Genomic DNA, 26,512 nt, shown 5'->3' with positions numbered 1-26,512 from the left:
GAATATTCGTATCATGAAAAGAGTAAATCTGTTCTTCTGCCTCCTGTTGCAACCTTTGTGGCTTTGTGCGCAAACGATATTGCCATTGGTAAGTCCGGCGGAAATATTAAAAGCAGAGATCCGGGTGAGTGACAAATTCGTGGATATCGATCTGTTTGACAAGGGAGGGAAAGTTGTCGAGGCGAAAACTTTGCAACTGGAGTTGGATAAAACCATATTAGCCGGAAACTGGCAGGTAGCCGGTCAGACGAGAACTTCGGTCGACCAGACCTGGCAACCGGTTTACGGCGAACGTTCGCTGGTAACAAACCGGTATAATGAATTGGAACTGTTGCTTCGTTCCGATGAAAACCAAAAAGAAATGACATTGCTTGTCCGTTTGTATGACGAGGGACTAGCTTTCCGTTATGCTTTCGACAAAGTGGATTTCTGGAACTGCACGTTGGTGAATGAGAAAACACAATTCCTGTTTGCGCGAGATTGTGATACTTGGGTGACAGGCGGGGCACAAGGAGCTTATTCTAAAACCAAGTTGGGAGCCTTGAAAGGTACGGCCGATCGCCCGCAGGTCGTGCAGATTTCTGATAAACAGTTTGTGGCAATCGGCGAAGCGGCTTTGGTGGACTATTCACGCATGAAACTGGGTAAGAGTGAAGAAGGAATCGGTGTACAATCGGTTTTGTCAGGTAAGGTAAATCTTGATTTGGCGGGTTACCGATCTCCTTGGCGTTATGTGATGGTGGCCGATCATCCCGGGATGTTGGTACAGAACAATTATTTTGTCTTGAATTTGAATGAACCTAACCAAATAGAGAATACGAGTTGGATCAAACCGGGGCAGGTGATTCGTGAAGTGACATTGACTACAGCCGGAGGATTGGCTTGTGTGGATTTTGCTGTAGAAAACGGGATTGAATATGTAGAGTTTGATGCCGGTTGGTATGGGGATGAGTATAATCCGGAATCGGATGCATCGACTATAACCGTCGATCCCAAACGCTCAAAAGGTCCGCTGGATCTTCATAAAGTGATAGAGTATGCTAACCAAAAAGGGATTGGCATTATTTTGTATGTCAACATGAAAGCTTTATCGAAACAATTGGATCAAATACTTCCTTTATATAAACAATGGGGAGTAAAGGGCTTGAAATATGGCTTTGTCGATGTCGGCGACCAATATTCGACAGCCTGGCTACATCAGGCAATCCGTAAAGCGGCCAAATATGAACTCATGGTCGATGTTCACGACGAATACCGTCCGACCGGTTATTCCCGTACCTACCCGAACCTGATTACGCAGGAAGGTATCCGCGGAGATGAGGAAAGTCCGAACTTGAATCAGGCGATCTATACGTTATATAACCGTATGATTTGCGGGGCAGGCGATTACACGAACTGTTTCTTTGCCGAACGTGTGACGGAAAAGATGGGCGGACGTGCGGCTCAATTGGCTAAACGTATTGCCATTTACAGCCCGTGGCAGTTTATCTTCTGGTATGACCGTCCTTACAAGGCTCCGTCACGTGACGGAGGTGCCGGTTCAACTGAATCGGTGATTAAGACGGATGCTATAACCGACTTTTATTGTTCGATTCCTGTTGTATGGGATGATACCCGCTTTTATGAAGGCGATATGGATTCGTATGCGGTAGTTGCCCGCCGTTCGGCATCCGACTGGTATGTCAGCATCCTGAATGCCGGCGATAAACGGCAGGTCGTATTGCCGCTTGATATGTTGAAAGACCAGTCCCGGTATAAAGCGACTTTATATTATCAGGCACCGGGTAAAAAGAAAGAAGTTGTCAGCGTGAAGGAAATCAAATTGCAGGGACAGGAAAACCTGACGTTGGATGTGGAAGGTAACAGCGGTTGCGTATTGTACCTTACGCAAGATTGGCCCCAACGCTCTTACCAGGCCGGACCTGTCGACATGGAGGTTGTGCAGCGTGGAGATTCGGAGTTTCCTGTCGGTTTTTCGGCATTTTCGCTGGAGAGCCATTTTGTCTGGTGCGGTTCGGCTATCCGGGCGGAAGAGGATGGAAGATACTATCTGTTTTATTCTGCCATGGAGTCGGGAACCGGACATCCGCCTTTTGTCGATGCCTGGCTGTTAGGGTCGAAGATAGGGGTCGCTGTTTCCGATTCTCCTTATGGGGGATACAAAAATATTGGTTTTGTCTATAATAAGGACGGCTATACTCCGGACCGGAGTTCGTGGGATGCCCAGACCGTTTCGAATACACATATCAAGCGCTTTAACGGGAAATATTACCTGTATTACTGCGGTTCGGTAGACCCCGGAGAGAATGCCCGTATAAAAGGAACGCTGAGTAAAAGGGACCGTATCCAGCAAAACCAGAAATTGGGAGTGCTGTGTTTTAACTCCATAAAAGACTTGCTGGAGGGTAAATATACCTGTAACGAACAACCGTTGCTTATTCCCCGTTCGCGGGTAAAACCGAATAATGTGTTGGAACCGTCGCCGGAAGGAACAGCGGTGAAACCGGATAACCTTATCATGGTGAATCCGGCTGTCGTTTATTGTCCGGCAAACCGGAAATATTTCCTTTATTTTAAAGGGAATGTCTATGACCCCGGTTGGCGTGGTGTGCATGGTGTGGCCATCTCCGACGAACCCGCCGGCCCTTTCCGGGTATTGGACGATAATGTCTTTGAATTTGAAACAGGTACGGATCAGAAATTGAATGCCGAAGACCCGTATGTCTGGTATCACCGCAAAGACCGATGCTTCTATGCTGTCTTCAAAGATTTTACCGGAGGATTTACCCAAGGTAAGCCCGGTCTGGCTATCATGTATTCAAAAGACGGCCTTCATTGGGAATTGCCCGAGCACTCTTTATTTATGAACAAGGAGATTATCCTGAAGAATGGCGAACATGTCGATGTGGACCGTCTCGAACGTCCCCAATTGTTTTTAGATGAAAACGATGACCCTATAGTCCTTTATTCCGCCTGTTCCATCACCCCGTTAAATCAGAAGAAAGACGGTAGTTCGTTTAATATACAGATTCCGATAGTGAGGCAATAATAATCCATTAAAATAGCAAGATTGTCCATTTTCTGAAAATAGTAAGAGGCCTAACTTTGCCTTGAAAACGGATTGAAAAAGTATATCAGCCGGGTTATTGTCCATTTTTATTTGTTTGGAAGTTCGGCCTCTTATACAAGGATAGTGTGTATCGGTCATCTCCGTGTGAACTGATTGTTCAGCTTGAAAATTATACTTTGAAGTGAGTTGTAACCTTATTCCGGTTTACTAGCTGATTAACCATAGTTCCACTAGGACTCAGGCTTTACTTGAAATATCAAAAACACTCAACGTATCCTGTTAAAACAAATAAAAAAATACAATCAGTTAGCTGTCTCTCAAACATCTAACCATATTCAAAACCTTGAATCCTCTCTTTTCACATGTATTATTCATAAGTCTTTTCTTTTTTATATTAGGCTTTACAAGCTTTGTATTATAACATTCATTTGAATATTTGCCATCTATTTTGTTTTATGCGTTGCAATAAAAGCTAAAATTAACAAATTACAACCTGCTTTGTGGTGTAGTCCTAGTGGAACTCTGCACCTCTATTACTATTTGTTAAAGGAGAAACCGGGTTGCATAGGGAAAGGCCATATTAATAATAAATAAATTTTGGTAAGTATGGAGAATTTTAATCGTACTGATTTTCTACTACCCAAAACCGTAAAAGTAATGGGAGTAACATGTTCTATGTTGCTGGCTTCATCGCCGTTGTTGTACGCGGAAGATGCTTCTTTGAAAACTCCCGGCTTGGTAGTAAACGTCGTCTCAGAAGGAGTGGATGTAAAGGGAGTAGTGTCGGATGAGTTTGGTCCGGTTGTCGGTGCCTCGGTTGTTGTAAAAGGTACGACAAATGGTATCATGACCGGTTTAGAGGGAGATTTTATTTTAAATGGCGTAAAGAAGGGCGACATCATTGTTGTCTCTTATGTCGGTTACATTACACAGGAAATTACCTATACGGGACAAGCTACGTTATCTATCTTGTTGAAAGAAGATACGCAGGCATTGGATGAAGTCGTTGTTGTGGGATATGGTACGACTTCCAAGCGTAAGACTACTTCCGCCGTTTCTACGGTAAAGGCTGACGATTTGTCGAAAGTCCCAGTTCCGAATGTAACACAGAGTTTGGCCGGACGTGCCGCCGGTTTGATCGTAAGGCAATCGGGAGGGGGTGTCGACAGTAAAGCTTCGATCTCTATCCGTGGTGGCGGAACACCCCTCTATGTGATTGACAATGTGATTTGTGAAGAACGTGATTTCCAGAATTTGAATCCGGAAGATATCGACCAGATGTCTATCTTGAAAGATGCTTCCGCAACAGCTGTTTATGGTGCGCGTGCAGCCAACGGTATCGTGATGATTACCACCAAACGAGGAAAAGAAGGAAAACTCAATGTAGGGTATAACTTCAATTATACGTTGAGTCAACCGGCTTATCTACCTAAAAAAGTGGATTCTTACAACGCTGCCCTGTATGTGAACCGCGGCTTGGAATATGATGGCATGCCTGCCAACTATACACAAGAAGATTTGGATTTGTTCCGGAATGGAACCGATCCGTATGGCCATCCCAATACGGATTGGCAGGACTTGACGATGCGTAACTTCGCTCCGGAACAACGCCATAACCTGTCGGTTACCGGTGGTTCTGAAACGATGAAGATTTATAGTGGATTGGGATATTATAATCAGGAGTCTATTTATCGTACCAACTCCAACAATATGCAGCGTTATAACCTGCGCACGAATGTGGAGGCTGATTTCAAATCGATCGGTTTGAAGATTTTGACCGGTGTTGAAGCTTACCTGTACGATTATAACTCGCCGGCTTCGGCTACCGGTTCCGGATATGGTGCTGTATGGTCGCATATTCAGAACAGGAAACCGTACGAACCCGGCTATAATTTGAACGGACAGATTTATAGCGGTACGACCGATAACCCTTTGAAAGATATCAGCGACGAAGGTGGTTATATAAAAAGTAACTATAGTTCGGTCAGAGGGTTCATGAACGCGGAATGGGCATTACCTTGGGTACAAGGGTTGACTTTGAAAGCAATCGGCAGTTATACGATAGCCAATGACCGCTCTAAAGCGTGGTATAAGGATGCACCGACTTACGACTGGGACGGTAATATTGCCACACCGGGAAAACCAAGTTTGAGTAAAAATACCTATTACCATCGTAACTTCAATACGCAATTCCTGGCAGATTATGCCCGTACCTTTAACGAACTGCATACGATCGGTGCTACGTTCGGTATAGAAGCCAGCGGTAGCGATTACGATAATACATCTGTTTCACGTAAGGATTACCTGTTTGATGTAGACCAAATTGGTGCCGGACCGGCAAGTACGATGGAAAATAGTTCGTTTGAAGGTGTGAATGAACGCCGTGCAGCTTTGATCGGACGTTTGAAATACGATTATATGTCGAAGTATATGGCTGAGTTCAATATCCGTTACGATGGTAGCGATTGGTTCCCGGCTGGTGACCGTTGGGGTACGTTCTTCTCCGGTTCGTTGGCGTGGGCTGTGTCGGAAGAAGAGTTTTACAAGTCTTTGAACTTGGATAAGGTGTTTGAACAGTTCAAACTCCGTGCTTCGTATGGAGAAATCGGACAAGATGGTGGAGTAAATCGCTATGATTATATGGCTTCCTATAATTTGAACCAGCGTGGTGCATTTTTAGGTGGTACATGGGTGCCGACTTTCAGCGAAGGCGATTTGGTTAGCCCGGATATTACTTGGTATACAACAAAAGATTTCGACTTCGGTTTCGATTTCGTGTCATTGAATAGCCGTTTGTCCGGATCGGTAGACTATTTTGCGAAAGTGACGACCGGCTATTTGGCATCTCCTTCTAAAGTCGGTTATACCGCACCGTTAGGAAAGAACTTGCCTAAATTGAAATCCAACGGTGAAAGCATCCGCCGTGGTTTTGATTTCGTGCTACAATGGAAAGACAATATCGGCGACTTCAAGTATGGTGTTTCGGCCAACATGACGTTCTATGATGACCGTTGGAATATTAATCCGAATGAAGCGGAAACAGACACAAAGAACCCTTACAAGAGGAATACGCAGGTGGGTAGTTATTATGGAAACTTACACAAAGTTTTGGGCTATTACACCGGATATGAAGATGTCTTAAATTCGCCGAAACGTAATGGATCTACCAATTTAATGGCAGGTGACTTGAAATACTATGACTTCAACGGGGATGGTAAAATCGACGGAGAAGATCAGGTGCGTCGAGGAGTTGCCGGTTCGCCGAGAGCTAACTACGGTATCAATATCGACTTAGAATACAAAGGATGGTTTATGAACATGTTGTGGCAGGGCGCTACCAACTACAACCTGTATATTGATGGAATTCTCCAGGGCGGTAACAGTAACTACCTGCCGGTTATTTATGAATTCCAAAGAGACATCTGGGCTCCTGACAATACGGATGCGCTTTATCCGCGCCAACATAATTCACCGAGCTTTAATGGTAACAATAACTTCGAGAGCAGCGATTATTGGTTGGTGAATGCCCGCTACCTCCGTTTGAAGAACCTCTCTGTCGGCTATGATTTCAAACATAAATTGTTGAAGAATGTGGCATGGTTGTCTAAATGCTCCTTGTCTTTGGCCGGTTACAACTTGTGGACAATTAGTCCGGCAAAAGAGTATGGTTTCGATCCGGAGTCTGGTGCAGGCAATGGTTATACATATCCTATTTCCAGGGTATATACGGTTAGTTTAAATGTCGGTTTCTAATTATTAAATGTATAAGAGATTATGAAATACAATAAATATGTCTTACCTTTTTGCATGGTAGCCATGCTCGGAATGCAAAGTTGCGGGGATTTTTTGGATACCTATCCCACCGAAAGTTATGGCGACAATGTCGTTTGGGCAGACCAGGGTACGGTCGATGCCTTTGTGGTGGGTAATTATGGAAATGCCTACGACCAGTATTTGGGATTCAATTACTGGGACAGAGTGTTTGTCAATAACATGATCAACTGCCGTTCGGGGTGTCCGGGCGAAGCGCGAGGATTAATGGAAAATACGTTTGGTTGGGGATTGAATGACCGTTTCGGTGCCATCCGTAACTGCAATCTGATTATTGAGAAGGTGGCGGAATCCGAAGTGTTGGATGACTCCTTCAAGAAACGTTATACGGCAGAAGCCAAAATGATGCGTGCCATGATTTACTATGACCTGGCTCGTAAAGGGGGACGTTTCATGTGGGTAGATCGTGTGTTGACCGAAAGCGACAATTTTGAAATACCTCTGACGAAAAATATTGAAGAGAGTTATGGTTATGTATTGAAAGACTTGCGCGATGCGATTGTCGACTTGCCGGAGGAGGCTGTTGCCGGTCGATTGACTAAAAATGCAGGTTTGGCATTCTTGTCCGAAGTGTGTCTGACGGCTGCTGCTTATACCAACAACGCTTCCGGTTTGCATGTAAGTGTAGGGGTAGACCTGTATCAGGAGGCTGTCGATGCGGTAGATGCCATCAAAGGAGTTTCTTTGGACCCTAATTATGGTGATATTTTCAATGAAAACGGAGCATATTCGTCTAATGAAATTATCTTGGCCAAATACTGGAGTGCCGATAATACGTCGATGGTAAATACCGATATGCAAAGTCTGACTCCGAACGTGTTGAACAGTAATGTGGAATTAAACGGTTGCGGTCCGTTGTTTAAGGTAGGCGATATGTTTGAAGGCTGGTTGGAGTATACACCGACTCAAAATTTGGTAGACGATTATTTGGTGGTCGATCAGACGACCAATAAAGCTGTTCGTTGGTCAGAGTCTTCTCAGTTTGTAAACAATACCCGTGCCATCACTCGTGATGAAGCGTTGGAAAAGATTGAACATAAAGATCCGAATGAATTGACCGGAGCCCATTTCAAAGCCTTTGAGGTGACAACTCCGGGAGTGAATATCAGTGACCTGATGTATAACAACCGTGATAAACGTTTCGAAGCATCCATCATCCACGACGGTTCTGTCTTTTACGGTGAAAATATCGCGATGAATAATCACGGAAATATGAGTCGTTGGGCCACTGTACGCTATGCGCAAGATCATGTGCCTTTGAGTAATTACGGTACCCGCAAATGTATGTACACGAACCTGAGTCCGCGTCCGTTCTGGAATGTGACTACTCCGTATCACAAAGTTGTGTTCCGTTACGGCCGTGCCCTGTTGAATAAAGCCGAAGCATTGCTCCGCCTGAACCGTGTATCGGAAGCGGTGGAAACCATGAACCAGACACGTACGATACATGGCGGTCTGCCAGCCTCTACGGCAGCCAATTTGGCGGATGCCTGGGTTGACTATAAGATCGAACGTCGTGTGGAACTGTTCTATGAGGCAGACTTCTATTTCAGCTTGCTCCGTTGGGGTAAATATGGTAATGAAGCCAACGACGGTAAGGCACCGGGCAGCGTGATCGATGAATTGTGCGAACCGGCTACCTTTATTGAAATATCCAAAGACCGTTCGGCCGCTTATGTCGGAAATGTACAGTTTAGTAACGACGAACGCAAGTTCGATACACGTTCTTACTTGTTCCCGATCACTAAATCTGTGATCAATGCGAATCCGGCTATTACGGATGCCGACCAGAATCCGGGTTGGGAATAATTGTTTAATGATTAATTGATATAAAAAAGATGAATATGAAACGAATAGATATGAAATGGCTGATGCTGTTGTTGTGCCTCCCTTTGCTGATGACGGCGTGCGATTGGGAAGATCTGCCGGCATATGAAGAGGCGGAAATTAGTGCGGTACAGTTTTATTATCGCTGGCCGAGTGATGCTAAAGATCCGGTTACCGGCGAACCGATCGTGAAAGAACAGCGTTTGAATACAACGAATAATGTAAACTCTGAAGCCGGAACGGTCGAAGTGTCTGTTTCTGTGCCTGGTGCTAGCGGCGATTTTACGGAAAGTGTTCGCAACGAAGTCTCGGTAAGTAGATTGTGGGGACAGGCTACTATTTCTACGGCTGCCCGTATGAGTCCGATAAACGGTAGTCCGGCGATGGGAACTCCCGGCGACTGGTCGAAAGAAAACAAGTACGAAGTGATGGCTGCCGATGGGACAAAAAAGATATGGACGATAAAAATTATCCAGTTCGATAAATAATCGTTTATTGTGTAAATAACCCGTTTCCCTCGATGAAATCGTGGTTTTTGAAAAAAACAGGACTATAGTGCTAACATATCCGGCACTATAGTCCTACTTGTATCAGCACTATTGTGCTACAGCTGATTAGACCATATTGTCGCCTCTCAAATCCGCCTTGATGCATTTGTCAACAAATTGTCAACAAAAAAACAGACAAGTTGTGTAATTGCCTTGTACCTTTATTCGGTAAGGGCTCCGGAAGAAAAAGGCTATAATAAATTAGTCGAATGGAAAAGCAAATTACACATCTTTGTGGCGGGTACTATCGCTCGTTCAAACAGTTTAAAATACATGTAGAAATGATGGATAATAATATGACTTTTTTGCAGGAATGCGCACGTTTCCTGCTGGAAACGCATGAGGAAAAGAACGAGTTGAAGCAACGTTTCACGAACCTTTTCTTTGAAACCTATGGACAACAGATCGCCGGAGACTGCGGCTGTTCACACCTGGTTTTCGATCATCAACTGATCCAGGTAAGACAACCGGAATTTTTAATCGACCTGATGCATGTTTCCCTGAATTTAGGGGTAATAGATTGTTCTTCAGATCATTTAGGCCGAAATCTTAATGCCGTTTTCAAAACGAAATTCTCCTTGTCGACCTTCCAGAGAAAGTTGCGCGCCAATACCCTCAGGGAAGGTATACTGTATAAAAAAATCAAATCATGCAAGGACGAATAACCGGTCTGTACATAAAATAATCAACAGTAAACAATAAGTTAAAAACGGCCGTTTTTCTTTCGGATACCTTCTTTTTTACGGTCTTAGCTGCAATAAAATTATACTCTTTTGCCTTTTCCCGTTTACTACCTTTGCCTCTGTGATCTTTTAAACGATGAAAGAGGAAACCTTTATAAGAGTCTTTATATAAGATATTCTTTATATATTATAAGAGTGTCCGGCCGACTGTCCCACGACTGTCCCAAAGGTTTCGTCTGTGTAGGGTAGAGTATTTGAAAATGAGAGATTTATGCAACTGTGATGCTGTCCCGTCCCTGTCCAGGTGACTGTCCCAGACTGTAACATGATTGTTTAACTTAAATCGCAAGAGATGAAAGGTGAAGATTATCAGAGTGTTAACTCTGGAAAAAGAAAGAAAGGTTTTTTGTGCGTTCCCAATTATTGGCTGGACGACTTTTACTCCGATGAACCGGAGCGGCGTAACAAGGCACGTATTTACCTCTGTTTGCTGAAACATGTTTATTTCGCGGACGGCGAGATCGTAGTCAACGGGCAGCGGATGCCTTGCCGTAAAGGGGAGTGGGTGACCACCTACCGGCAGCTGGAGCAGAAGACCGGGGTGGCGCGGACAACGATCAGCCGCTTGATCAAGCAGCTGGCAGAAGAGGGGAACATCCGTATACGCTACGACGGCCATTTTACCTTCGTGCAATTTCCTCCGGAAGGAGTTCCGAAAGATGTTCCCGCTTCCGACGGAAAAGAGTCGCCTCCCGCCAAGCCGGCGAAGCCTCGTACTCCGCCTGCCGGCCGACCGAATTATAACAGATTTAAAGATAAAGAATCATGAAAAACGAACAACCGAAAAACGCCGGACAGCCAAAGACAGTCAGTGTCGCAGCCGGCAATTACATGAGTACAGACAATGGGATGCCTTCGTCCGAAGAGATGGAACAGGCCGTCGTATTGGCCATCCTGACGCAGAGCACTGCCATTTGCGAAGTGGGCAACCGTCTGCGTCCGGAGATGTTTACCAATCCTGCTTATTGCCTGGTTTACCGGGCGATGCTGGCGCTTTACCAGCATGAGGCGGATATCGATATGCTGAGTGTGGAACGGGAGATGCGACGGATCGACCCGGAGCATGCCACGCAACTGAACGGGCTGGCTTTTATTGCCGATGGCATGTTGAAGGTGCGCAATGCCCGTTTCATCAAGACGTATGCCGCCTGGGTGATCCGTTGCTGGGTGTTGCGACAGGCCATTGCCGGGATGACTGCGCGTATGGTCGAAGCGCGTGAACCGGGTGTCGACGTGATGGCATGGCTCAATGCTTCGCGTAAGGACCTGGAGAAGCTGGAAGAGGAATTTGCCGTACATAGCACCACCCGCACGGCGGCCGAAGTGGGCGACCGGGTACTGGCGGAGATTTATGACGAGCAGGAGCGGCGCCGTGCAGGCGAGCAATTGCAGATCACTACCGGCATCGACGAGTTCGATCATTATCTGGGCGGACTTTACCGCGGCGAACTGCTCGTGCTCGCCGGGCGTCCGTCGATGGGAAAGACGGCGCTGGCCCTTCACATGGCGTTGGCGGCGGCCCGGCAGGGAAAGAAGGTTTGTTTCTTCAGCCTGGAGATGACCGAACGCCAGCTGATCAGCCGCCTGTTGTGTACGTTGAGCGGCGTGGAACCGGACAAGCTGCGTTTTAAACTGATGGATGCCGATGACCAGCAGCGGCTGGATAAGGCGGCAGCCGAACTGCGCAAGCTGCCTCTTTTCCTCAATTATTGCAGCGGTTGCGGGTTGGCGGAGATACGGGCGCGATGCATGGTGCTGAACCGCAAGCATAAGCTGGACCTGATGATCGTGGATTATCTGAACCTGGTCAACGTCAGTGCCGACCGGGGAGAGGTGAAGGACACGATGGACCTGGCCCTGGGCGAGGTGGCGGGCGGATTGAAGACGTTGTCGATGGAACAGAACGTCGCCTGCCTGGTCCTGGCACAGTTGAACCGTAACTGTGAAACGCGTACCGACCATATCCCGATGATGAGCGACCTGCGCAACTCGGGTGAGATCGAACAGATCGCCGACAGTATTGCAATGGTTTACCGTCCGGAACAGTATGGCGAACTGAGTGACCCTGTTACCCGTGAATCATTCTATCATGTGGGCCGCTTTTTCGTCATCAAGAACCGTAACGGTGCCACCGGCGAAGTGCGTTTCCGTTACAACGACAGCCTGACACAGATTTATCCGTATAAAAAATAAGATCATGAATATGCAACAACTGAAAGCCGCCAATCCGATAGAACGGGTGGCGGCACGCTACGGCACCTTACTGCGTTCCGGAGCCAATTACAAGATGCTTTGTCCTTTCCACGACGACCATCATCCTTCGCTCGGCATCCATGTGGGCGGACAGTATTTTAAATGCCATGCCTGCGGGGCGGGAGGCGATGTGGTCGGGTTGGTGATGGGGCTGGAGCGTTGCTCCTTTGCCGAGGCGGTGAAACGCCTGGGTGGGGATAGCCGTGGCGAAGCGGTCCAGGCAACCCGTAACGTACAGGAGCGTACAAAGCAAGCTGTGCCTGAGCCGACCCCGAAAGCGACTCCGGAAGCGACCCCGGAACAGATGCTTGCCCGGAAACAGGGGATGGAGGCGAATGTCCGTTTTTTATCCTCCCTGGTCCCCAGTGCTTCGGGTCATACGGAATTGTCGGCTACCTGGCTCGACTTCGGTGTGGCGCAGGCAACGGCGTTTGTCCCCGATGACTATCGTTACCTGCGTAACCGTATCGTTTTTCCCATCTATAATGCGGCTGGCGGGTTGACCGGTTTCGGCGGTCGGCGTCCGATGGCGGCTTCGGAGGAGGAGCCTAAATACGTGAATAGTCCGAACAGCCTTTGGTTTGACAAGAGCCGGATGTTGTACGGTATCCACCGGGCGGCGGAGGCGATCCGCCGGGAAGGGTTTGCCTACCTGACCGAAGGGTATAAGGATACGCTGGCGATGCATGCGGCAGGGTTGACGAATACGGTGGCCTTGGGTGGTACGGCTTTTACGGAAGGACAGGCGAAGGTGTTGCGTGGTTTTTGTGGACGGGCGGTCCTTTTGCTGGATAATGATCCGGCCGGGCGGTCGGCGACGGAGCGTTTGTTGGCGCAACCTCCCGGCGGCTTATCCCTGGACAGCCTGCTGTTGCCCACGGCGAAGGATGCCGACGAGTTGTTCCGCCGGCTGGGGCGTGATGGTTTTAACCGGTACATGCGATTGCTTACGGAAGAGGTGGGGAAAGGGGAGAAACGTCTGCTGGCTTTCTGCCTGAAATATCCCGAAGTCGCCTCGCATATGGAACGGATGCTGGAGGAGGACGATCTGCCGTTTACCTCGGAGCCGTATCGGAATTTATTGCATTTCACGGCGCAGGGTGTGGCTGTTTCCGACCTGCCTGTCCCCGAATCCCTGTTGGCGGAAATCCTTTCCGTTCTTCTTCCGGAGCTACCGCTTCCAGCCGGAGTATCGGCATCCCTGTTGAGTGAAGAGGAAGGTACGGTCTGCCATGAACTGGCCGGACATTTCCGCCTGGAATATTACGAAGAACGTATCCTGAGCGAAACCGCCTGCCTGAACGGACAGCTTCGGGCGGCAACGCCTGCCGACGGCTTCCGTCCCGCCTTGCTGGCAGACCTTTCCCGCCATATATCCCTGCTGGTCCGCCTGGGGGAAGACCTCCAGCGAACGCCGGTGGTGGAGAGGAGGTGGTTGCAGTGAATGTTACCGGATGCTTCGCTTGACGCTCACCAGATGAGGCCTTTCATAGAACGCTTTGCGTTCTCCTGGGATTGCCGATACCGATTATCTCGCAAATACGACAAACAAGTAGAAATACCGACAAACAAGTACAACCGCCGACAGTCACCGACAATGGCGGACTGCGCCTTTCCGCCGGAGCGTATCTTTACGATGTAATATTACAAGAGAGAGTAAAACAGATTCAGTAACTTTTTAAATCGTAAAATTATGTCAGTAAAGTATCGATTGGTATTGCGGAAGGATATGACCAAAGGGGCGGCAGCCGATGCAAAGTTGTTTTATGCAGCGAGCAGTTCGAATGGAATGTGTGACCTGGCTAGTTTGTGTGAAATCATTGCCGACCGTTCGGCAGCTACCGCCGGAGATGTGAAGCTGGTGCTCGACGGGCTTCTGTTTGTGGTAAAGCAGAAGTTACAGGACGGGCAGACGATCCAGCTGGGTGACCTGGGTTATTTCCAGGCAGTGTTGGGAAGTAAGGGGTCGCCTACGAAAAAGGAGTTTACCACAGATTTGGTGAGGCGGCCGCGTGTCGTCTTCCGTCCGGGCAAGACCCTGTTGGAGCTGGCCAAGAAGTTGAAGGTAGAACGTATGGTGCTCGATAAGAACGAACCGGATTCGGGGAGTGGCAGCGGTGGCGGAGATCGCCCGGAAATAGAATAGGCACCGTAGCCGGGATGCGGTCTGTCAGCATCCCGGTGGTCCCAGGTGGCGGAAGATACAGGCTGCCTGTTTAGGCGTCAGCAGCTTACGTCCGGGTTTCCAGCCATTGGCAGCCAGCTGGGACAATAGTTCCTGGCTGACCCCTATCCAGCGGGCGAGTTGCCTGGAGGCACTTTCGGGTTTGACATGCGGGAAATAGAGGATAGCCAGTTCCTGGTAACCCCATGACCGTTCTTTCCCGTAATCGGATTCGGTAGTCTGTTCTTCTGTATTCATAATATACTTTTCTTGAATGATTTACTGTTTCAAATATAGTGAATTATTCTTTGAATGTCAAGCTTTGTGTGATGTTTTATCCGGCTAAATTGAGTTTTTTATGACAAAATATGAGTTTGTAAAACGTTTCCTTCCGGAAGCTGAAGCTGCGGAGAAACGGTTCCATCTGAATCCGGTCGTTATGCTGGCACAGGCTGCCATCGAGTCGGGGTGGAATGAAAGTAACCTGGCGAAATTACATCGTAACCTGTTCGGTATTACCGGATATGGCCCGTCCAACGAGTTCTGGCACGGTTGCCGGGTGGAATTGGTCCCGCGCGGATTGCCTTTCCGCAAGTATTCCGATACGCAGAGTAGCTTTCTGGATTATGCCCGGCTGATCGTTACGGCTTATCCGGCCGCTGCCGCAGTCAGTTATTATCCTTCTGCTTTTGCGCATGAAATTGCGTACAGCAAATATATCAGCGAAGTAAACGGCGATAACCGGACCGCTTACTGTCATTTGCTCGACCGTCTGTCGGTTGCGATCGGCAAGCTGATCAAAGCACCGGTGTGTTGATTATCTTCTACCAGTAAATTTTTATCGTATGAAAACACTTCGTATTGTTTGTAATTTCCTTTTATCCTTGGTGCAGGCCCTGTTTCCCCGTGGCCTGAAAGGGAGGCACAGCTGCCCAGGCGATCCCGTGGCTGGCGCTGATAGCACTGTTGTCGCTTCTTCTGAAGCAGACGGAGGTGGCGCTGGCAGCCATCGGCGCGATCTTGTCGATCATCCGTCCGGGGAGTCCGCCGGGGACCCATCCGCCACAGAATCCGCATTAGAGGAACCTCCTCCGGCAACCACGGCCGGTAATTTGATGGGGTGGCTGTTGATCGGGGCAGTGGCGGTGAAACTGTTCTGTTGAAAGGAATGTATATTTACAACCTGAAATTCTGCCTCCTGAACTCCATCGGCGAAAGCCCCATCACATTGGAGAATGTGCGGGAGAAATATTGAGATTCTTTAAAACCGAGCTTGTGAGCGATCTGATTCACCTTCATATCAGTCTGGATCAGTAACTTGCAGGCTTTGTTTATTTTCAGGCGTGTGAAATAATCCATAGGGGAGTGGCCTGTCTCCTTAACGAATTTGCGGTAGAAGTATGATTCCGAATATCCGCAGAAATTAGCGAAATCGGCCAGCTTGAGGTTACTCTCGATATTATCGTTCATAAAATGTACGACGCGGTTCATCACATTTTCAGAATACTCTTTGGGACGGAAGTTATTCCGGTAGACATCGATGAACAGGAAAGAACCCAGGAAATGGGCAAAACACAGATTGGCGTAATGCATATGATCCATAGAGGTACTTTCGTTTAGCGTAAAGAAAATCTCCTCAAACAGGTCGAGCCGTTCTTCAATGCGTGACTGGGCGGAAGGAGAGACCGTTGTCGGCTTATCGAAACGGCTGGAGAAAAGAGGGGCTTTGCTTCCCCGGAAATGAATCCAGTAGATCGTCCAGGGACTGGTCTCATCGGCTCCGTAAGCATGCGGGATATTCCGGGGCAGGATAATGAATTGGTTAGCCTCCAGATTTTGCCGTTTCCCGTACAACTCTATCCAGCCGCATCCTTCCTTACAATAGATGAAAAGAAACTCATCGCATCCGGTTGGCCGGTTGATATAATGATGGGAAGCCCTTGAGAAGTATCCCATCGAATAAAGATACAAGTCACTTGTCAGTGGACTATCTTCCATCAGATCGATCATCGGGATAGGAAGATAGATGAAACGTTCGCCGGAAAATCCTAGTTCTACTTTTGCCATTTTTCATGTATTTCGCTATTCACAGCATAAAATAAGCAATAATAATCCACAAATAAGACAAGATTTTGCTATTTTTTATAGGTTGGTAGGACTTTATATTTGTACCTTACTTAAAGTGTGGCTTACAATAAGGGGAAGATCGTATGATGAAAAGAAAATATTCAATATTTGCAGTGTTTATTTTATTGGTAGTTGCAGCTTGCGGAGAGAGTAAGTATGTGCTGCAATCTCCCGATGGCAGTCTGTCCGTAAAGGTCGGGCAGTCGGATGAAGGTAATCTTATCTACCGTTTGGAAAAAGTAATAAGTATGAAGCATTTCAAAATGCTTTAAAGTTGAATTATTTAAATATGATGTTATGATGATGAATATATCAAAAGGTGTGTTTACTCTTTTTACTGTAGTCGGTTTGGCGGCTTGCAGCAATGTGCAGATTGAAGGTTCCTGGATCGAGCCTGTCCCCGGTATGCCTGAGATGGTACAAGGTATTACGTTAGAGAATGGGGGGAAGGCTACTTCCATCAATATGGCCACCCTGCAATATGAGTCTTGGGAGAAAAATGGAGATAAACTGGTGTTGTCGGGTAAAAGTATAGGTAACCACCAGACTATATCTTTTTCGGACACATTGCAGATAGAAGAGCTTACGACTGAGAATTTGGTGTTGAAAAAAGGTGATTTAGTTATAAAATATCAGAGACAAAACTAGAGTTAGGGGAAGAACCTAAATTGAATACAATGAAAAAGAAAATAGCTTATTGTTTGTTTGCATCTGTATTATCTTCTGTGATTTATGCAGATGTTGTTCCGTCTTCAGTCGATTATGTGGTGCGTCCTCTCTATGGTTACAGGGCGGACGGAACTCCCGGGCGTATTGTGACGGTTAAATTGAAAGGAAAGGAACTGAAAGGAGAGCTTTCCGTAGATGTGATAGCCAAAGGAAAAACAGAAAAGAACCATTTTGCATTGAATGCGAAAGATTCGACGGAGGTCGAAATTCTGTTACCTTCCACAGTACCTACAGGGAAGAAGTCGGAAGTCACCTTGGTTCTTCGTGGGGCGGATAAGGTGTATAAGCAAAAAGTCAGTGTTATGCCTATGCGTCATTGGAATGTTTATTTGTACAACCATGCTCACGTAGATATAGGATATACCAATACGCATAAGAACGTAGAACAACTTCACAAGAATAATATCATTGAAGGGATAAAACTTGCAGAAGAGACGAAGAACCATCCGGAGGGTGCCCGCTATGTGTGGAACCCCGAAATTGGATGGCCGCTCGAACGCTTATGGCAATCCAATCCGGAGATGCGGGATGGGGTCATAGATGCAATCAAGAAAGGACAAGTGTGTGTGGATGCCAGTTATCTGAACCTGAATACTAGCATTTGTACAGATGAAGAGATGTTCCACATTTTTAAATTTACGCGGGAAATGCAACGGTTAAGCGGACAACCCGCAGACGTTTTTCAACAGTTCGATATTCCGGGCATATCGTGGGGACTTGTTCCGGTAATGGCACAGGAGGGAGTTCGGTATATTATTTCCTGGCCTAATTCCGACCGGGCGGGAAATGCCCATGCCAATATGGATGGTAAGCCTTTTTGGTGGTTGGGGCCGGATGGAAAGTCGAAAGTATTGTTTTTCCAACCTGGCAGTTATGCCAATAGCGGGAGTATGGGAAAAGGTGGAGAGACGGGACGTCCGTGGTTCGGCCAGCGTGATCCGGAAAAGGTTCCGAAAGTAATACGTACCGGATATGCGAATGTAGACTTTACCAAGCAGTTGGGGGCTATGGAGAAAGATAATTACCCCTACGATTTTGCCTTGTTCTCCTGGTCCTTGTGGGACAACAATCCCTTGGATGCCGATATTCCTTTTGCGGTGAAGGAGTGGAATGAAAAATATGCCTACCCGAAGATTCGTATTTGTGGTGGTCACGAAATCATGTCGATGATAGAGGATAAATATGGAGACCAGTTGCCGGTCGTATCCGGCGACTATACGGAATACTGGACGGACGGTTTAGGTACGGCAGCCGGTCTGACCGCCAAAAACCGAAATGCCAAAGAGCGGTTGACGCAGGCGGAAACAATCTGGTCCATGCTGGCAGATGGCGGGAAAGCTCCACGTGAAGATTTCGATGAGGCTTGGCGTTATATCCTTTTAGGTTCGGAACATACCTGGTGCTTCGAGAACCCGACCGAACCTTATTTCCAGGATGCCATCTGGAAAGTGAAGCAGTCTTACTTCCATGAGGCCGAAGACCGCTCGATCGATATGCTGGATGAATCGCTGGCTCCTGCCACAGACAAGTCGAATGGGGCACTGGGGCCTAAGGAAGGTCCTTCTAATGGAGGTATCGCCGTCTTTAATACGCATTCATGGCCGCAGAGCGGTGTGATCCGGTTGACGGCAAAGGAGAGTTTGAAAGGGGATAAAGTGGTCGACCAGCATGGGAAAGAGGTACTTTCCCAACGCCTTTCTACCGGTGAGCTGTTGTTCTATGTTCCGGAAGTACCAGCATTGAGTTCCCGTCATTTTCGGGTAGTGGAAGGCAAATGTTCTTTGTCGGGCAGTTGCAAAATAGAGGGAACGACACTGGAAAACGATTGTCTGACGGTTCATGTGGACCAGGCAACCGGTAATATTGTTTCTTTATTGAAGAAAGGTGCTGAATATAACTATATCGGCGAGGGAGCCAATACATTCTCCTGGTTGCCGGCGAATGTGGATGCTCCGCAGGCGGATACGGTATTATCTGTTTCCGTAGTGGAAGAAGGTCCTTTGGCTGTAGAGCTGCGTGTGGCATCGAAAGCAACCGGTTGCCGGAGTGTCTCCCGTTCTGTCCGTTTGTTGGCAGGCCAGCCGTGGGTGGAAATCTCCAATGTCGTGGATAAATTGCCTTTGGTGGAGAAAGACGGCATTCATTTTGGCTTTGCCTTTAATCTGCCGGACTCAAAGACCCGTGTCGATATTCCCTGGGGAGTGATGGAAGTGGAAAAGGACCAGTGGCCGCAGGGTAACCGTAACTGGCTAGCGATGCAGCGGTGGCTGGACGTATCGAATGCGACTCATGGCGTGACTTGGTGCTCGTTGGATGCTCCTCTCTTTGAATATGGTAACCGTACAGCCAATATAGCTTTGGGCTGGGGGGATAAAGGCAATTGGTTGAAAAAGCTGGAGCCGAGTTCGACTATCTATTCCTGGGTTATGAATAATCATTGGCACACTAATTTCCCGTTGACGCAGGACGGTCCCGTACGTTTTCGTTACCGCTTATTCCCTCATGAAGGATATGACGTGGTAAAGGCTAACCGATTCGGTCTGGAACAATCACAGCCGCTGGTTTATGCAACGGCAGACAAAGTTCAGGTCGTAAAGCCAGTTATTGCTATTGGTAATGATCGGGTATACACAACGATTCTGAAGAGTACGGATAAAGATAAGGAACTGATTGTTCGTCTCCGTTCTTTGTCGGATAAGGAAGAGTCTGTAAAGCTCTCTTTCCCGAAAGCCGATCCGAAAAGTCTTATGATTTGTGATCGTGAAGAGAGCCCGTCAAGACCAACCAACGGGGAACTTACAATGAAACCTTACGGGCAAGTTACATTGCAATTAAAATATTGAACATAGATAAATATGTCTCCCTGACGTTTATTTCCAGGCTTTTAAAGCGGATATGCTGAGACCGGACTTGTAAACTTTCTGTTCCTTTTTATACTAATTAGGACGGTTGTTTGCAGGTCCGGTTTGTTTTGGGATACGTGAAATACGTTTGCAATAATAATCCACAAAATAAGCAATGTTTTGCTATTTTTTATCGGGTAGGCAGCCTCTATATTTGCATCACACTTACAGTGCGATATACAATAAAATAATCTTAAATACACATGAATATGACATCAAAACAACGTGTTCAAAACGCATTGAACCATAGCACCCCCGACCGGATACCGGTGGACTTTGGAGCCACTTCCGTTACCGGTATCCATTGCAAGGTCGTGGAGGCGCTGAGACAACATTACGGACTGGACCCTCACCCCGTCCGTGTCATCGAACCCTTTCAGATGCTGGGTGAGATAGAGGAGGATTTACAGGAAATAATGGGTATTGACTGTGTTCCCGTCTTCGGACGCAAGGACATGTTCGATATCGACGAAACCCAATTACACGAGCAGGTTACTCCCTGGGGGCAAAAAGTAATGATTGCCTCCGGTATCGACCTGACGACGGATAAGGAAGGCGACGTGTACATTTATGCCGGTGGCGACCGTTCCTATCCGCCCAGTGCCATCATGCCTTCGGGCTGCTATTTCATCAACGCGACGGAAAGGCAGGAATATGTGGACGACGAGGCCATTACTCCGGAGGATAACCTGGAAGAGTTCGGCCCTGTTTCCGAAGAAGATTTGCAATACTATAAAAAGACCGTGGAGCAGGCCGCAGCAACCGGAAAGGCCGTTGTTGCCAGCTTTGGCGGGACGGCTTTGGGCGATATCGCTTTCGTGCCCGGCATGGGATTGAAGAACCCGAAAGGTATCCGCAACGTGGCCGAGTGGTATATGTCGACCGCCATGCGCCGCGACTATGTGCAGACGGTCTTTGAGAAACAGACCGATATAGCTATCGCAAACTACCAACGGTTGTGGGATACTGTCGGAGAGAAGGTAGACGTGGTCTTCACCTGCGGGACCGATTTCGGTACCCAGGATTCCCAGTTCTGTTCATTGGATACCTTCAGGGAACTGTGGCTTCCTCATTACAAACGGATGAACGACTGGATCCATGAGCATACTACCTGGAAAGTGTTCAAGCATACCTGCGGGGCTATCCTGCCGATTCTTCCCGGTCTGGTGGAGGCGGGTTTCGATATCATCAACCCGGTACAGATTAATGCGAAGGATATGGACCCTGTGGTCCTGAAAAAGGAATACGGCAGCCAGGTTACTTTCTGGGGCGGCGGTATTGATACCCAGTGTATCCTGCCGAATGCAACACCCGAAGAAGTGCGCAGCCATGTTTTGCAGGAATGCGAGATACTGGGAAAAGATGGAGGATTCATTTTCAATGCCGTCCATAATATCCAGGCCAATGCGCCCGTCGGGAATGTGGTGGCAATGATTGAAACCCTGCGTGAATTACGGAATCAATAATTTAAAAGAAATAAAGTTATGGCAGATTTAGAGAGTTTGTATGAAGCTATTTTGAAAGGGAAACTCGATGTCGCCAAGGCAGTGACAACCGAGGCGATAGCAGAGAATGTAGACCCGCAACTGATTATCAATGAGTATATGTCGCGGGCCATGGAGGATATCGGAAAACGTTTTGAGGAAGGAAAAGCCTTTGTCCCTGAACTGTTGATGGCGGCCCGTGCCATGAAAGGGGCGCTCGACCTGTTGAAGCCGCTGATGAAAGGAGCCGCTTCGCACCGGTTGGGCAAGGTGGTAATCGGTACGGTGAAAGGCGATTTGCACGACATCGGAAAGAACCTGGTCGCTTCCATGCTGGAAGGTTGCGGCTTTGAAGTGATAAATCTGGGAACGGATATCTCTTCAGAGAAATTTATCACGGCGATCAAGGAAAACCAGGCGCAGATTCTTTGTCTTTCCGCCTTGCTGACCACGACGATGAATTATATGCAGGAAGTGATCGACGCTTTGGAAAAGACCGGTATCCGCCAGGAGGTGAAGGTCATGATTGGCGGTGCCCCTGTATCCGAATCGTTTGCCCGTCAGATTGGAGCCGACGGCTACAGCGATAATGCGAATGCCGCCGTGACGCTGGCAAAATCATTGTTATCCGCTTAATTGTATGTTTGATTGTAGTTTGGATTTTAGCACGTTGTCCCTGACGGCAAACGACCTGTTTGCCGAGATGGGATACGGCAACACAGCCCCGGAAGAACCTGTGGAGGCACTGGCCCTTTCCATGCTGAAGGAGGTTTCTTCCCGGACTGTTCCCCGTTGTACTTTCGGCCTGTTCGACGGTACGGTGGATGACGGATATGTTACCCTGGATGGCGGAGAACCCTTTCCCGTAGGGGGGACAATCGCTTCCCTGCTGAAAGGCTCCGAACGGTTCGCCCTGTTTGCCGCCACGGCCGGGATGGCTTTTCAGGAATACCAGGACAGCCTGAAAGCGGAGGGAGATATCCTGAAATGCTTCATTGCCGATATTATCGGAACCTGTATTGCCGAGAAAGCCGGCGACCAGATGGAACGCCTGCTTGAAAAAGAACTGGGAGGCGAACGGCATACGAACCGCCTGAGCCCTGGCTATTGCGGCTGGCACCTCACCGGACAGAAAACGTTGTTCCGGCTGATGGGAGGCGCCCCTTGCGGCATCAGCCTGTCTGATGTCTGCCTGATGACTCCTATCAAGTCGATTAGCGGAATAATCGGCATCGGTCCGGAGGTAGATGAGAAAAAATACGGTTGCCAGTATTGTGAACTGGAAACCTGTTATAAACGAAAAAGAAAGAAGAAATAATGGAAATACAAGAATGGTTGCAAGAGACAATCAGGCAAAAAGAACGTAGGGCTATCCCTATCATGACCCATCCGGGCATTGAACTCTGTGGAAAAACAGTGAGAGACGCAGTCACCAGTGGTATGGTGCATGCAGACGCTATCTGCCGGTTGAACGAGCAGTATCCTTCGGCCGCCCCGACCGTGATTATGGACCTGACGGTAGAGGCGGAGGCTTTCGGAGCGAAGGTGGTCTTCCCCGAAGACGAGGTGCCCAGCGTAACGGAACCGCTGGTATCCGATAAGGAGTCGATTGATAATTTACAGATACCGTCTCTGGATACCGCACGTGTCCCTGAGTATCTGAAAGCAAACCGTCTGACGGCGGAACGTGTGAAGGACAAGCCTGTTTTTGCCGGCTGTATCGGTCCGTTTTCACTGGCGGGACGTTTGTTCGGTTTGTCCGAACTGATGATTGCCCTGTATGTGGAGCCGGAGAACATCACTGTCCTGTTGGAGAAATGTACCCGTTTCCTGATCGATTATTGCCGTGCGATTAAGGAGACAGGCGTTCATGGCGTGATTATGGCGGAACCGGCTGCCGGGCTGATTTCAAATGAGGATTCGCTGCTTTATTCGACGACCTATGTCCGCCAGGTAGTGGAGGCCGTGCAGGACGAACATTTTATCGTAATCCTGCATAACTGCGGAAATGCAGGCCATTGTACGGAGGCTATGGTTCAGTCGGGAGCGGCCGCACTTCATTTCGGTAATAAGATCGATATGCAGGATGCCCTTGCCAACTGTCCGGAAGACCGTCTGGTGATGGGGAATCTGGACCCGGTCGGTCTTTTTAAACAGTCCTCGTCAGAAGAAGTATATACCGCGACTATGAATCTGTTACAGCAGACCAAAGCATGGAAGAATTTCGTTTTGTCGACAGGTTGTGATGTCCCGCCCCATATTCCGGCTGAGAATATCGAGGCATTTTATCAAGCACTTACTAATTTTAACAGGTCAATGTAAAAAAAGGAGGTGTATCAAAATAAACTTTTGATGCACCTCCTATTTTGGATTCTGTTACTTTTTACCGGATAAACAGCAGTTCGCGGTATTTCGGCAACGGCCACATCTGGTTGTCCACCATCAGTTCCAGTTCGTCGATATGTTCGCGTATTTCATCCAGGAACGGAACGACCGTGTCATGGTAGGCGATCGCCTTGCTGCGGTAGTCGGTGATGACGTTCGCCTTCTTGCGGGCCTCGATCATCTCGTCCGTCATGCGTGTTACGGCATTTACGTGTTTGGATATTTTGCGTACCAGGCGGCGCGGTTCGGCAGACAGTTCCTCATATTCTTCCGGACTGAACGTTTCTTTCAGCTTGGTGATATTGCTCAACAGCAAAGACTGGTAATGCAATACGACCGGGATGATATGGTTCATGGACAAATCTCCCAGGACGCGGGCTTCGATTTGTACTTTCTTGATATAGATTTCCCATTTCACTTCGTTGCGGGCTTCCAGCTCCTTTTCGCTCAGTACGCCTGTTTCCCTGAACATGCGGATTACTTCCGGCTTCAGGTAAGCGTCGTATTGCAATGGAACGCTGTTTTCGCAATCCAGGCCGCGGCGGGCAGCTTCCGCCTTCCATTCGTCGCAGTAACCGTTGCCGTCGAAACGGATGGGTTTGGATTCTTTGATATAAGCCTTCAATGTTTCGAAGATAGCCACTTCCTTGCTCTTGCCTGCTGCCTGGAGTGCTTCCACGTCCTTCTTGAACTGTTGTAACTGATAGGCTACGGCGGAATTGACAGCCAGCATGGCCGAACCGCAGTTGACGGACGAACCCGGAGCACGGAACTCGAAACGGTTGCCGGTGAAAGCGAACGGCGACGTGCGGTTGCGGTCCGTATTGTCCAGTAGCAGTTCGGGAATCTGCCCGAAGCCGAGGCTCAGGCGTTTCTTGTCGTCCACCTCGATGGCATCTTCAATCGAACTGTTTTCGAATTTATCCAGTACCTCGCTGATTTGTGTACCCAGGAAGGAAGAGATAATGGCAGGAGGCGCTTCGTTGGCCCCCAAGCGGTGGGCGTTGGTTGCCGAAGCGATACTGGCTTTCAGCAGCCCGTTGAATTTATAGACGGCCATCAGCGTATTGACCACGAAGGTGATGAAACGCAGGTTGTCTTCGCGGTCCTTGCCGGGCGAGAACAGGTTGATGCCCGTATCGGTTCCCATCGACCAGTTGCAATGTTTACCCGAGCCGTTCACACCCATGAACGGTTTTTCGTGAAGCAGCACGCGGAAGTTGTGGCGGCGTGAAACACGTTTCATGACCGACATCAGCAACTGGTTATGGTCGTTGGCCAGGTTGCATTCTTCGTAGATGGGCGCCAGCTCGAACTGGTTCGGGGCCACCTCGTTATGACGGGTTTTCACCGGGATGCCCAGTTTGTAACATTCCACTTCCAGGTCTTTCATGAACTCCTGTACGCGTGAAGGGATGGCGCCGAAATAATGGTCGTCGAGCTGCTGGTTCTTGGCACTTTCGTGTCCCAGCAACGTGCGTTCCGTCAGTGAGAGGTCCGGACGGGCGGAGTAAAGCTCCTCGTCCACCAGGAAATATTCCTGTTCCCAACCCAGGTATGTGATTACTTTGTGAACATCTTCGTTGAAATAGTTACAAACCTCTTTCGCCGCTTTGTTGAGTGCTTCGACAGAACGTATCAGCGGTGTTTTGTAGTCGAGAGCCTCGCCGGTATAGGCGATGAAGACTGTCGGGATACAGAGGGTGTCGTCTACAATAAATGCGGGGGAGGAGGGGTCCCAGGCAGAATAACCGCGGGCTTCGAACGTGTTGCGCAGTCCGCCGTTGGGGAAGCTGGACGCATCCGGTTCCTGCTGTGCGAGCAGTTTGCCGCTAAATTCTTCAATCATACCGCCGTTACCGTCGTGTTCGACAAAAGCGTCGTGTTTTTCGGCTGTCCCGTCGGTCAGGGGCTGGAACCAGTGTGTATAATGGGTAACTCCTTTTTCCAGTGCCCACATACGCATACCGGCTGCCACATGGTTGGCTATTTCGCGGTCGATAGGTGTTCCGTTATCAATGGCGTGGGTCAGGGCTTTGTACGTTTCCTTGGAGAGATACTTTTGCATAGCCTTGCGGTTAAATACGTTCTCGCCATAGTACTCGGATACTTTCTGTTTGGGAGTGACGGCTTCTACGGCCTTACGGTTGGAAGCTTTCTCCACTGCATTAAAGCGTGAGATTGACATATGGATTATTTTAATGTTTTACCGGCCGCAAAGATACAAGCAAATCTTCATTTATGCTTTCAACGGGTAGTTAAAAACAATTTCGTAGAACATTTTGGTAGCGGAGATGTGAAATCGTTGGCTGTGTTTTGAATGTTGAATATTGTATAATATATACTTAAAAATACCGGCAGGGAAATGAGTGTTCTATATAGCCTATGAATATTTAACGATAAGTCTTGTCTGAATGAAGTGTTATTATATGTATATAGGAATTAGTT

The 26,512-nt window shown here is 48.1% G+C and carries 20 protein-coding genes; 17 read left to right on the top strand and 3 right to left on the bottom strand.

The genetic code is table 11. The annotated features are described in order from the left end of the window. The first annotated feature begins 13 nt into the window (after window positions 1–13). The 9 genes from DWW91_RS28120 to DWW91_RS16510 all read left to right on the top strand — a co-directional run bounded on the left by DWW91_RS28120 (window position 14) and on the right by DWW91_RS16510 (window position 14,418). Entirely contained in the window at window positions 14–3,049 is a 3,036-nt protein-coding gene (locus DWW91_RS28120) for a glycoside hydrolase family 97 N-terminal domain-containing protein (protein WP_082150341.1), read from the top strand. 627 nt (window positions 3,050–3,676) lie between these two features. Next, window positions 3,677–6,823, top strand: a complete 3,147-nt coding sequence (locus DWW91_RS16545) for a TonB-dependent receptor (RefSeq protein ID WP_048314363.1) — start codon at window positions 3,677–3,679, stop codon at window positions 6,821–6,823. A gap of 21 nt (window positions 6,824–6,844) precedes the next feature. Then, window positions 6,845–8,710: a RagB/SusD family nutrient uptake outer membrane protein gene (locus DWW91_RS16540; protein WP_048314362.1), complete on the top strand. Its 1,866-nt coding sequence runs from the start codon at window positions 6,845–6,847 to the stop codon at window positions 8,708–8,710. Between the two features lie 35 nt (window positions 8,711–8,745). Further along, window positions 8,746–9,216 carry a hypothetical protein gene (locus DWW91_RS16535; RefSeq protein WP_048314400.1) on the top strand — a complete coding sequence of 157 codons (471 nt, stop codon included), beginning with the start codon at window positions 8,746–8,748 and terminating at the stop codon, window positions 9,214–9,216. A gap of 269 nt (window positions 9,217–9,485) precedes the next feature. Then, window positions 9,486–9,941 (top strand): hypothetical protein, encoded by a 456-nt coding sequence (locus DWW91_RS16530; RefSeq protein WP_122328365.1) that lies wholly within the window; start codon window positions 9,486–9,488, stop codon window positions 9,939–9,941. A gap of 370 nt (window positions 9,942–10,311) precedes the next feature. Next, entirely contained in the window at window positions 10,312–10,788 is a 477-nt protein-coding gene (locus tag DWW91_RS16525; RefSeq protein WP_122328364.1) for a hypothetical protein, read from the top strand. Beyond that, window positions 10,785–12,212 carry a DnaB-like helicase C-terminal domain-containing protein gene (locus DWW91_RS16520; RefSeq protein WP_122328363.1) on the top strand — a complete coding sequence of 476 codons (1,428 nt, stop codon included), beginning with the start codon at window positions 10,785–10,787 and terminating at the stop codon, window positions 12,210–12,212. The genes DWW91_RS16525 and DWW91_RS16520 overlap by 4 nt, the downstream gene beginning before the upstream one ends. A gap of 4 nt (window positions 12,213–12,216) precedes the next feature. Further along, window positions 12,217–13,716: a CHC2 zinc finger domain-containing protein gene (locus DWW91_RS16515; protein ID WP_122328362.1), complete on the top strand. Its 1,500-nt coding sequence runs from the start codon at window positions 12,217–12,219 to the stop codon at window positions 13,714–13,716. Between the two features lie 249 nt (window positions 13,717–13,965). Continuing rightward, window positions 13,966–14,418, top strand: coding sequence for an HU family DNA-binding protein (locus tag DWW91_RS16510; RefSeq protein WP_007654699.1), 453 nt, complete (start codon window positions 13,966–13,968; stop codon window positions 14,416–14,418). 24 nt (window positions 14,419–14,442) lie between these two features. Here the strand turns inward: DWW91_RS16510 and DWW91_RS16505 are convergent, their stop codons facing one another. Then, window positions 14,443–14,694 carry a DUF4248 domain-containing protein gene (locus DWW91_RS16505; protein ID WP_010802073.1) on the bottom strand — a complete coding sequence of 84 codons (252 nt, stop codon included), beginning with the start codon at window positions 14,692–14,694 and terminating at the stop codon, window positions 14,443–14,445. 100 nt (window positions 14,695–14,794) lie between these two features. Between DWW91_RS16505 and DWW91_RS16500 the strand changes: the two genes are divergently transcribed. Next, window positions 14,795–15,253, top strand: a complete 459-nt coding sequence (locus DWW91_RS16500) for a glucosaminidase domain-containing protein (RefSeq protein WP_010802074.1) — start codon at window positions 14,795–14,797, stop codon at window positions 15,251–15,253. A 359-nt stretch (window positions 15,254–15,612) separates the two neighbouring features. Here DWW91_RS16500 and DWW91_RS16490 read toward each other — a convergent pair whose 3' ends face one another. After that, window positions 15,613–16,503, bottom strand: coding sequence for a helix-turn-helix domain-containing protein (locus DWW91_RS16490; protein ID WP_046145298.1), 891 nt, complete (start codon window positions 16,501–16,503; stop codon window positions 15,613–15,615). A 143-nt stretch (window positions 16,504–16,646) separates the two neighbouring features. Here DWW91_RS16490 and DWW91_RS16485 point away from each other — a divergent pair, with 143 nt between their 5' ends. From DWW91_RS16485 to DWW91_RS16455, 7 genes are all read left to right on the top strand, one after another. Beyond that, complete coding sequence (locus DWW91_RS16485) at window positions 16,647–16,835, top strand: hypothetical protein (RefSeq protein WP_048314353.1); 189 nt, start codon at window positions 16,647–16,649, stop codon at window positions 16,833–16,835. A gap of 25 nt (window positions 16,836–16,860) precedes the next feature. Next, window positions 16,861–17,211, top strand: coding sequence for a lipocalin family protein (locus tag DWW91_RS16480; protein WP_233584509.1), 351 nt, complete (start codon window positions 16,861–16,863; stop codon window positions 17,209–17,211). A 29-nt stretch (window positions 17,212–17,240) separates the two neighbouring features. Then, complete coding sequence (locus DWW91_RS16475; RefSeq protein WP_122328360.1) at window positions 17,241–20,135, top strand: glycoside hydrolase family 38 C-terminal domain-containing protein; 2,895 nt, start codon at window positions 17,241–17,243, stop codon at window positions 20,133–20,135. Between the two features lie 269 nt (window positions 20,136–20,404). Continuing rightward, window positions 20,405–21,661 carry a uroporphyrinogen decarboxylase family protein gene (locus tag DWW91_RS16470; RefSeq protein WP_122328425.1) on the top strand — a complete coding sequence of 419 codons (1,257 nt, stop codon included), beginning with the start codon at window positions 20,405–20,407 and terminating at the stop codon, window positions 21,659–21,661. 18 nt (window positions 21,662–21,679) lie between these two features. Beyond that, window positions 21,680–22,315 (top strand): corrinoid protein, encoded by a 636-nt coding sequence (locus DWW91_RS16465; protein ID WP_046145284.1) that lies wholly within the window; start codon window positions 21,680–21,682, stop codon window positions 22,313–22,315. Window positions 22,316–22,319: 4 nt separating this feature from the next. After that, window positions 22,320–22,997, top strand: a complete 678-nt coding sequence (locus tag DWW91_RS16460; RefSeq protein WP_122328359.1) for a vitamin B12 dependent-methionine synthase activation domain-containing protein — start codon at window positions 22,320–22,322, stop codon at window positions 22,995–22,997. Beyond that, window positions 22,997–24,001 carry a uroporphyrinogen decarboxylase family protein gene (locus DWW91_RS16455; RefSeq protein ID WP_010802083.1) on the top strand — a complete coding sequence of 335 codons (1,005 nt, stop codon included), beginning with the start codon at window positions 22,997–22,999 and terminating at the stop codon, window positions 23,999–24,001. Before DWW91_RS16460 ends, DWW91_RS16455 begins: the two co-directional genes overlap by 1 nt. 61 nt (window positions 24,002–24,062) lie before the next feature. Here the strand turns inward: DWW91_RS16455 and DWW91_RS16450 are convergent, their stop codons facing one another. Beyond that, window positions 24,063–26,252, bottom strand: coding sequence for a glutamine synthetase III (locus DWW91_RS16450; protein ID WP_046145282.1), 2,190 nt, complete (start codon window positions 26,250–26,252; stop codon window positions 24,063–24,065). Between the last annotated feature and the right edge of the window lie 260 nt (window positions 26,253–26,512).

The sequence above is a fragment of the Parabacteroides sp. AF17-3 genome, assembly GCF_003635445.1.
GTDB classification, from domain to species: Bacteria; Bacteroidota; Bacteroidia; order Bacteroidales; family Tannerellaceae; genus Parabacteroides; species Parabacteroides goldsteinii.
This window is presented reverse-complemented; position numbering and strand designations above follow the sequence as displayed.

Excerpts from the sequence above, each read along its gene's own strand:
- DWW91_RS28120 (WP_082150341.1), top strand. The coding sequence starts at position 14 with ATGAAAAGAGTAAATCTGTTCTTCTGCCTCCTGTTGCAACCTTTGTGG.
- DWW91_RS16545 (WP_048314363.1), top strand. The coding sequence starts at position 3,677 with ATGGAGAATTTTAATCGTACTGATTTTCTACTACCCAAAACCGTAAAA.
- DWW91_RS16540 (WP_048314362.1), top strand. The coding sequence starts at position 6,845 with ATGAAATACAATAAATATGTCTTACCTTTTTGCATGGTAGCCATGCTC.
- DWW91_RS16535 (WP_048314400.1), top strand. The coding sequence starts at position 8,746 with ATGAAACGAATAGATATGAAATGGCTGATGCTGTTGTTGTGCCTCCCT.
- DWW91_RS16530 (WP_122328365.1), top strand. The coding sequence starts at position 9,486 with ATGGAAAAGCAAATTACACATCTTTGTGGCGGGTACTATCGCTCGTTC.
- DWW91_RS16525 (WP_122328364.1), top strand. The coding sequence starts at position 10,312 with ATGAAAGGTGAAGATTATCAGAGTGTTAACTCTGGAAAAAGAAAGAAA.
- DWW91_RS16520 (WP_122328363.1), top strand. The coding sequence starts at position 10,785 with ATGAAAAACGAACAACCGAAAAACGCCGGACAGCCAAAGACAGTCAGT.
- DWW91_RS16515 (WP_122328362.1), top strand. The coding sequence starts at position 12,217 with ATGAATATGCAACAACTGAAAGCCGCCAATCCGATAGAACGGGTGGCG.
- DWW91_RS16510 (WP_007654699.1), top strand. The coding sequence starts at position 13,966 with ATGTCAGTAAAGTATCGATTGGTATTGCGGAAGGATATGACCAAAGGG.
- DWW91_RS16505 (WP_010802073.1), bottom strand. The coding sequence starts at position 14,694 with ATGAATACAGAAGAACAGACTACCGAATCCGATTACGGGAAAGAACGG.
- DWW91_RS16500 (WP_010802074.1), top strand. The coding sequence starts at position 14,795 with ATGACAAAATATGAGTTTGTAAAACGTTTCCTTCCGGAAGCTGAAGCT.
- DWW91_RS16490 (WP_046145298.1), bottom strand. The coding sequence starts at position 16,503 with ATGGCAAAAGTAGAACTAGGATTTTCCGGCGAACGTTTCATCTATCTT.
- DWW91_RS16485 (WP_048314353.1), top strand. The coding sequence starts at position 16,647 with ATGATGAAAAGAAAATATTCAATATTTGCAGTGTTTATTTTATTGGTA.
- DWW91_RS16480 (WP_233584509.1), top strand. The coding sequence starts at position 16,861 with ATGATGATGAATATATCAAAAGGTGTGTTTACTCTTTTTACTGTAGTC.
- DWW91_RS16475 (WP_122328360.1), top strand. The coding sequence starts at position 17,241 with ATGAAAAAGAAAATAGCTTATTGTTTGTTTGCATCTGTATTATCTTCT.
- DWW91_RS16470 (WP_122328425.1), top strand. The coding sequence starts at position 20,405 with ATGACATCAAAACAACGTGTTCAAAACGCATTGAACCATAGCACCCCC.
- DWW91_RS16465 (WP_046145284.1), top strand. The coding sequence starts at position 21,680 with ATGGCAGATTTAGAGAGTTTGTATGAAGCTATTTTGAAAGGGAAACTC.
- DWW91_RS16460 (WP_122328359.1), top strand. The coding sequence starts at position 22,320 with ATGTTTGATTGTAGTTTGGATTTTAGCACGTTGTCCCTGACGGCAAAC.
- DWW91_RS16455 (WP_010802083.1), top strand. The coding sequence starts at position 22,997 with ATGGAAATACAAGAATGGTTGCAAGAGACAATCAGGCAAAAAGAACGT.
- DWW91_RS16450 (WP_046145282.1), bottom strand. The coding sequence starts at position 26,252 with ATGTCAATCTCACGCTTTAATGCAGTGGAGAAAGCTTCCAACCGTAAG.